5 protein-coding genes and 2 pseudogenes are annotated in these 7,164 nt (G+C 60.5%); 3 read left to right on the top strand and 4 right to left on the bottom strand.

Annotated elements, in window-relative coordinates:
• Positions 1-95: 95 nt before the first annotated feature.
• Both DES43_RS20495 and DES43_RS20490 read left to right on the top strand, forming a co-directional pair.
• Positions 96-254: pseudogene (locus DES43_RS20495) on the top strand (DUF892 family protein); the annotation flags it as partial.
• A gap of 63 nt (positions 255-317) precedes the next feature.
• Positions 318-953: pseudogene (locus DES43_RS20490) on the top strand (hypothetical protein).
• 291 nt (positions 954-1,244) lie between these two features.
• Here the strand turns inward: DES43_RS20490 and DES43_RS20485 are convergent.
• From DES43_RS20485 to katE, 4 genes are read right to left on the bottom strand one after another with little or no spacing between them, the layout of a single operon-like run.
• Positions 1,245-1,883, bottom strand: coding sequence for a DUF6766 family protein (locus DES43_RS20485; RefSeq protein ID WP_133676133.1), 639 nt, complete (start codon positions 1,881-1,883; stop codon positions 1,245-1,247).
• A gap of 26 nt (positions 1,884-1,909) precedes the next feature.
• On the bottom strand, positions 1,910-2,518 hold the full coding sequence (locus DES43_RS20480; protein ID WP_208110861.1) for a cysteine hydrolase family protein: 609 nt from the start codon (positions 2,516-2,518) through the stop codon (positions 1,910-1,912).
• A 46-nt stretch (positions 2,519-2,564) separates the two neighbouring features.
• Positions 2,565-3,077, bottom strand: a complete 513-nt coding sequence (locus tag DES43_RS22780; protein ID WP_208110860.1) for a DUF6894 family protein — start codon at positions 3,075-3,077, stop codon at positions 2,565-2,567.
• A gap of 28 nt (positions 3,078-3,105) precedes the next feature.
• A complete protein-coding gene (gene katE / locus DES43_RS20470; RefSeq protein ID WP_133676131.1) occupies positions 3,106-5,217 on the bottom strand; it encodes a catalase in 2,112 nt (703 codons plus the stop codon).
• A gap of 417 nt (positions 5,218-5,634) precedes the next feature.
• Between katE and DES43_RS20465 the strand changes: the two genes are divergently transcribed.
• Positions 5,635-7,053, top strand: a complete 1,419-nt coding sequence (locus tag DES43_RS20465) for a PAS domain S-box protein (RefSeq protein WP_245514611.1) — start codon at positions 5,635-5,637, stop codon at positions 7,051-7,053.
• Positions 7,054-7,164: the final 111 nt, after the last annotated feature.

Raw genomic sequence — 7,164 nt, 5'->3', positions numbered from 1 at the left:
GCCGCCCCTTGACCAAAACCTAAGACCCAAACCATACATGAAGGCGGGTCACTTCTCGGCGAAAATCCCGGGTCAGCTCTCAGCGGAAATCAACAATCACCCGCTATGGCACGCTCAAGCGTTGGGCGCAGGTTCTGGGGATGAAGGATGCAGCCAAGCTGCTGGACCAGACCCTCGGCGAGGAGTCGGTGACGGACGAATCGCTGACCGGCCTGGCCGATGCCTCCGCCAATGAAATGGCCAAGGCTGCCTGATCAGTAAAAGCCGCTCTGGACTTCCAGGGCGGCTTTTTCAGCACTCATCCCTAGAGAGGACAAATCACGGGTCGCGGCATTCTGCTCTGGGTGCTCGGGATTTCCATTCCGATCATCATTGCGGGAGCCTTGGCGGCATCCACGTTCACCTTCATCCTGATGCTTCTGGGTTCCGGCTTGGGGCTCACCATGGTGTCGCCATGGTCCAATGAGAGCGAGAGCGTCACCGCGTTCGCCGTCTCTACCGCGATCTGGTGAGACATCGTCCAATGGTTATCGTCCGGTCTCGGCGGCTACCTGACCGGGCGTCTGCGCACCAGATGGGTCGGCGTTCACACGGACGAGACATTCTTTCGCGACACGGCGCATGGTTTCATGGCCTGGACGCTGGCGACGCTGATCGTTGTCTTCGTCCTGGGCTCGGCCCTGACCGCCGAAATCGGCACGGGCGTTCAGGCGGCTTCCACCGTTGCGTCCGGAGCAGCGATGGGTGCCCCGGCGAGCGCTACCGCAAATGCAGGTGATGGCAGCGCAACCGATGCGACATCCTATTTCGTCGATACGCTGTTCCATCCGGCCGATCCCCCGGCTCGCGGCAGCGGGCGCCGAGGGCGATGCAAGGCTGGCGCGACCTTCGCGCTGGTCGGCGCGTTGTCCCTTGTCATCGGCGCATTCATTGCAAGTGCTGCCGCCGCATGAGGCGGCAAGCAGCGTGACGACGAGGAACGCTATATCTGTCTACCCGAAGCCGAACGTGCCACCGTCCCGGTCGGCCTAAAAGGCCGGCCGGCTCACCGCACGACAACATCGGTGCTGGTCACGCTCTCATTCTCACCGTGCCATTCATGCCGCAGATCAGCGTTTTCCCCAGGGTTCATGACACCCAAACGCTGCGAGACACCGCCTTCGACAGTGTTCGGAAAGTCGCTCCTTCATACTCGCAGCCGCACCCGGTGTCGGCTGGCCCGCCAATGGGAGGCACGCACCGAGTTATGCGCCAGTCTTAGAATTTGGTGCAGCAACCGGCTTCGACTCTGGCGAGCCCTTGTGGCGAAGGAAGATCGACAAGACCACCAGCACCGCCGTCGACATGAACTCCGATTGCCAATTCTGGAACGATTCGAACCACAACTGCGCATCCAGTAGATAACTGCCCATGGATTGGATTTTGCCGCCATGTTGAAGCGCCTCGTCATTGGCGGCCACCAGGCTGGCCCACCAATGCAGGCCGAAAGAGACGATGAACAGCACGGCCAAGGCCATGCCCAGCGAGTATGAATAGAGCCATGTCAGGATCGGCCGGCGCTTCCGGATCGCTGCGGGAAGCTCATCGTCGGGTCGGTCGGGATCATCGGGGTTTCGAGACTCCGCCGAACCACGCTGGAACAGCATCGCCGTCAGCATGACGTAAGCCGACATCTGCAAGAACTCGCTTTCCCAGTTCTCGAACAGGGCCGAGAGGAATTCGCCGCTTCCCAGATAGGCCAGCAAGCCAATGCCTGCCGCACCGTGCTGGCGCATCTCTTCGTTGTGAACTGCGTGGCCAGACCAGATCATGCCCAGCACGCTGAACAGGAACATTGCCACCAGCGCGATCGTCAGTCCGTTGTCCCGGAAAAAACGCCTCATATTGATCTCTCCTTCGCCACCCACGCTCAACGCCAGCTCTCCAGGACCATTTCCATTGCCACGGCCTCCACCTGCTCGCTGAAGCGAGAGCGGTAGAGTTCCATCAGCGCGTCATGCGTTGCGTCGGCTGAGCTGCAGATTGCGTCGGTGACGAGAACGGTGCGGAAGCCACGATCGATAGCGCCGAGCACTGTGGCGAGCACGCACACATCGGTCTCGCCGCCGGTGATGATCAGCGTGTCTATCCCCGAGCCGTTCAGCAATGCGTCGAGGCGGCCTTCCGTCCAAGGTGAATAGACATGCTTGTCCAAAACCTTGGCTGGCGGCACAAACCGCGCCAGCGTCGGCATCAGTTCGACGAGATCCGGATCGATATTGGCCAAAGTAATTTCGGCCCAACGTTCGTAGTACCGTGCCCAAGTGCCGGGCGCCTCTCCGGGCCGCGCGGCTGGGATAAAGCGCGTGAACAACGTTCGTTGCGGATGGCTCGCCACCAGCTCCTCGATCGCCGGCAGTACCTTTTGAGCCCAGGGAACCGACCAGGGACTGCCTGGCGCAAATAGCCGCTGCATGTCGACGCAAATATGCAGGCCGGTGTGGCCGAGAGGTCCGTGAATGAGGCCCCGAGCCGCCATGATCAAGCCCGGGCGCCACCGGAACGAACCAGCAGCCTCTGCGCGGTCATTGGCTTTTCTGCCGGGCCGTTTCGGCTTCCTGCACGTCAATGATGCAAAGCAGTTCGCCGTTCTCGTCCCTGACGCGAACCAGCCAGCCGGACAATACGCCCGCCCCCGGTTGCAGGTCTTCCAGGAGATCGATCGCGCTGCGGATCGCTTCCTCCCGTGCTGCTTCCAGGCTCGGCATCCATGAAGGCGGCACTTGCCGGCTGCCTTCTCCGTCGCGATACTCGAAGATGTATACCCCGCCGTTCTCATCATTTGCGGCGATGACGTTGACCTCATCGAAGTTGCCGTTGCTGTTGGCGTCATACTCATTTACCGCCATACCGAAGGTGGCGGTCTGGACAAGGATGGCCCTCGCGCGCTTCACTGCCGCCGCCTCGTCATTTCCCATGTCGACACGTGCCATGTCGACAGTGACACAGTCGCCACCTTCCCCACAAAAAGTCACACGAAGGACAGGTTCTCCGGTCGGCGCAGTCGCGGGGGCAACATCGGTTCGGAGGAACTGCATCAGAAACTCCTTCTCCCGTTCGGGTGCGTCATAGCTTGACCGCCATCTCCCGGCTCCAGAGACGGAGCTTGCGGCATGATTCAATGTAGGTGGAAACCGCTTCCGGCTCGTCGATGACAATCATTCCCTCGTCAGCTTTGGGATCGACGCCGGCTTTCTGCAGGAGCGGAACCGCGCCGGCGGAAAACGCAATGAACTTGCAATGCGCGAAAGCGTCAGCCACGAAGTCGCGCGCCGTTGCCTCGCCGGCTAACCGTTCGGCTCCTTCCTCGGATACCAGCAGCGCCACTGCATCGAACAGGACCGAAGGACCGCCATCGATCATGTGCTTGCCTTCAATCCAGCTTCCATCGGAAGCTTCGACGCCACCCACCCGGGGAGCGATCACCTCCATGACAGCCCCCTCCTTGTCGATGGCGGCTTGCAACTCCCTCAGGAGGCCGGCATCCGCGCCGGGGCTGACAAGCACGCCAACCTTGCGGCCGGCAAAGCTTTCCGGCCCGTTCTCGATGATGCTGAGCGCGGGTGAGGCCGGAAGGTCGTCACGAGGAGGAACAGCAGCATCGGCGGGCTTGGGCAGCTTCCCGATGCCCAGCTTGTCGGCGACAGCCTCCCCGAGTGTTTGATCGACATTCAGCAGATGGGATACCATGCGCGCCCGGATGGCCGGATTCTCGCATTTACTGAGTTCGAATGTCAGCGCCATTACAATGTGGCGCTGCTCGGGAGCCGTCTGGCTGAGGAAGAACTGGCGCGCCTGGCTGTAGTGATCAGCGAAGCTTTCCGGGCGCAAGCGCACCTTCTGTCCTTCCTCGGCATCAGCAAATGAGCGGAAGCCCTGTTGCGGCGATTCCCGCGGACCTTCACCCCAAGAGTTCGGTTGATAGTTGGCGCGGCCCACCGGATTGCGCATCGCCATGTGCCCGTCCTGCTGGAAATGATGGAACGGGCATTTCGGGGCATTGATGGGAATGTGAGTGAAATTCGGGCTGCCGAGCCGCTTCAGCTGGGTGTCAAGGTAGGAAAAATTGCGCCCCTGAAGCAGCGGATCATTTGAAAAATCGACGCCTGGCGGCACGTTCTGCGTCATGAACGCGACCTGCTCGGTCTCGGCGAAGAAATTGTCCGGCATGCGATCGAGTACGAGCCGGCCGACCGGTATCGGCGCAAGAACTTCTTCCGGGATGATCTTCGTGGGATCTAGGATGTCGAAATCGAACCCGTCCGCGAAATCCTGATCGAATAGCTGAAGGTTGAGTTCCCATTCCGGGAAGTTGCCCGACTGGATCGCATCCCACAAATCGCGTCGGTGAAAGTCCGGATCGGCGCCGTTGATCTTCACCGCCTCATTCCAGGCCACCGATTGCATGCCCAGTTTGGGCTTCCAGATGAATTTCACGAAGGTCGACTCATCCTTTGCGTTCACAAGGCGAAACGTGTGGACGCCGAAACCCTGCATAAAGCGGAAAGAACGCGGAATAGCCCGGTCGGACATCAGCCACATGATCATGTGCATGGATTCCGGAGTGAGCGAAATAAAGTCCCAGAAATTATCGTGCGCCGACTGCGCCTGAGGGAAGGCGCGGTCGGGCTCTTCCTTAACCGCATGCACCATGTCCGGGAACTTGATCGCATCCTGGATGAAGAAGACCGGCATGTTGTTGCCGACGATGTCCCAGTTGCCTTCCTGGGTGTAGAGCTTGACGGCGAACCCGCGCACATCCCGGGCAAGATCGAAGGAGCCTTTCGACCCTGCCACGGTGGAAAACCGTACAAATGCCGGCGTCTTTTCGCCGGCTCGTTGAAAGATGTCGGCTCGGGTATAGGCAGCCAGGGACTCATAGGTCTCGAAGAAGCCATGCGCCCCGTAGCCGCGTGCGTGCACAACGCGCTCGGGGATGCGCTCATGGTCGAAATGAAAAATCTTCTCGCGGAAGAAAAAGTCCTCCATCAGGGCGGGACCGCGTGCGCCGATCTTTAACGTGTTCTGATCGTCTGAAACCGGCCCGCCCTGGGCAGTCGTGAGCACCGGGATATCACCTTGCGCCAGCTGGTGTAGTTCTCCTCCGCTTCCGCGCGTGAGCTTCTGCTCGTGGATCGTCGCCGTCTCGCCCGGCGATTGTCTTGCGCTCCTGGCCATGGTGTCTTCCTTCAGGCAGAGAAAGTTGCGACTTCATGCATCTTTTACAATGCGGTGAATGACAGACAGTTCCTGAAGACGGGCGAAGAATTATTCAGGCCGAAGAGACCAGCCCCAACTTAAGTTGCCCGCTTCACAGGCGTTGGGACGCGACGTAGATGGACCCACCTTGTTGGCCTCAGCGTTGATCTGCTACGGCGCAGCGTCCAGGGTGGCGTCCGCGAGGCCGCGACAAACAGCAGAAGGTCGGTATCGCTGGATCAGCCTGTCCAGAAGTATCGTGGCGTGCCAATATAATGTAATCATCCATGACCTGGCGTGAAGAGCCGAAGCTTTCGCCATAGCGGCCTTGAGGAGCATCGCGTGACTTTACCGTCTACACATTCAAGAATCGATCCGGACGTTCCGGCGGAAGCGGTGGCGGACGCACAAATCCCGGCAGAGCATTTCGCGCCGTCTCTTGCAGTCGAGGATGTCCTTCAAGCCCTGCCCGAGGCGGTCTATATGACCGATCCAGGGGGCCGGATAACGCTCTTCAACCAGGCGGCCGCAACGCTGTGGGGCCGGACCCCCGAAATAGGACAGGATGAATTCTGCGGGTCGTGGAAGCTCTTCTGGCCGGACGGTCGGCCTTTGCCCCACGCTGAATGCCCGATGGCGAGGGCCTTGAAGGAAAGGCAGCCCAATCGTGGGCAAGAGATCATTGCAGAACGGCCGGATGGTAGCCGTGTCACCGTTCTCGCTTTTCCAACGCCCCTGTTCGACGCGAATAGGGAGTTGTCCGGCGCTATCAACATGCTGGTCGACGTCACGCATCGTTCGATCGCCTATGAGGAGGCGCAGCGTTTCGCAGCGATCGTGAACTCTTCCGACGACGCCATTCTGGCCAAGGACCTGGAGGGAACGATTGTTAGCTGGAACAGGGGTGCGGAGCGATTGTTCGGCTATACCGCCGACGAGATCATCGGCAAATCGGTTGTCACGCTCATTCCGGCGGATCGGCCCGACGAGGAACCCAACATCCTGTCGCATATCCGTGCCGGTGAAACGATCGACCACTACGAGACCGTAAGGCGTCGCAAGGACGGCAGTCTGGTCGAAATTTCACTCTCAGTGTCTCCGATCCGCGATCGTCAGGGTCGGATCGCCGGCGCTGCGACGATCGCCCGGGACATTACGGAGCGTCGCCGCGCGGAGCAGCAGCAACACCTCCTCATCCAGGAGATGAATCATCGGATCAAGAACCTGTTCACGCTTGCCGGGAGCGTGGTGTCGCTCAGCAAACAGTCGGCGAAGACGGCCGACGACCTTGCATCAGCCGTCTCCGGCCGGCTCAACGCCCTGGCTCTGGCGCATATGTTGACCGTTCCCGCAACATCGGAAGCGTCGGAGCGAGTGGCACAGGAAACGACGTTGCATGCCCTGGTTCGAACGATCACGGCACCGTATGACCACGACGCTGAAACCGGCCGGTCGCGCATCCGGATAGCCGGGTCCGATGTTGGTCTGTCCGGCGCCGCGGTCACCAGCTTCGCGCTTCTGCTGCACGAATTCGCCACCAATGCCGCGAAATACGGGGCGCTGTCGGCCCCCGCCGGTGCGGTCGACGTCAAGTGTGACGAGACCGGTGAGATGCTTGTGCTCACCTGGACCGAAACGGGCGGTCCCCTTGTCGAGCGCAGCTTCGATGGTGACGGCTTTGGATCCGTGCTTGGCAGGGCAACGGTGCGCGGACAGCTTGGCGGGGAAATCTCACGAGAGTGGAAACCTGAGGGGCTGATCATTCGCCTCAGCGTTGCCCGTGATCGGATGACAGCGGACCTGCCAACGAACTAGGACAAAAATTACAGGGTTGTCGCTATAACGTGACCGGCGAGCCTCGATCGCCTTCCCCTGCCGTGAAGCCGAAAGCGGAAAACGTGGGACCGGTGGGCAGCAGCCAGAAAT

Source organism: Aquamicrobium defluvii (assembly GCF_004363725.1).
GTDB lineage: Bacteria > Pseudomonadota > Alphaproteobacteria > Rhizobiales > Rhizobiaceae > Mesorhizobium > Mesorhizobium defluvii.
Note: the sequence above shows the minus strand (reverse complement) of the source record. Positions and strands in the feature narration are given on the sequence as shown.

Bases quoted from the DNA above. Each gene is read 5' to 3' on its own strand.
- DES43_RS20480 (WP_208110861.1), bottom strand. From the start codon at position 2,518: ATGGCGGCTCGGGGCCTCATTCACGGACCTCTCGGCCACACCGGCCTG.
- DES43_RS20485 (WP_133676133.1), bottom strand. From the start codon at position 1,883: ATGAGGCGTTTTTTCCGGGACAACGGACTGACGATCGCGCTGGTGGCA.
- DES43_RS22780 (WP_208110860.1), bottom strand. From the start codon at position 3,077: ATGCAGTTCCTCCGAACCGATGTTGCCCCCGCGACTGCGCCGACCGGA.
- katE (WP_133676131.1), bottom strand. From the start codon at position 5,217: ATGGCCAGGAGCGCAAGACAATCGCCGGGCGAGACGGCGACGATCCAC.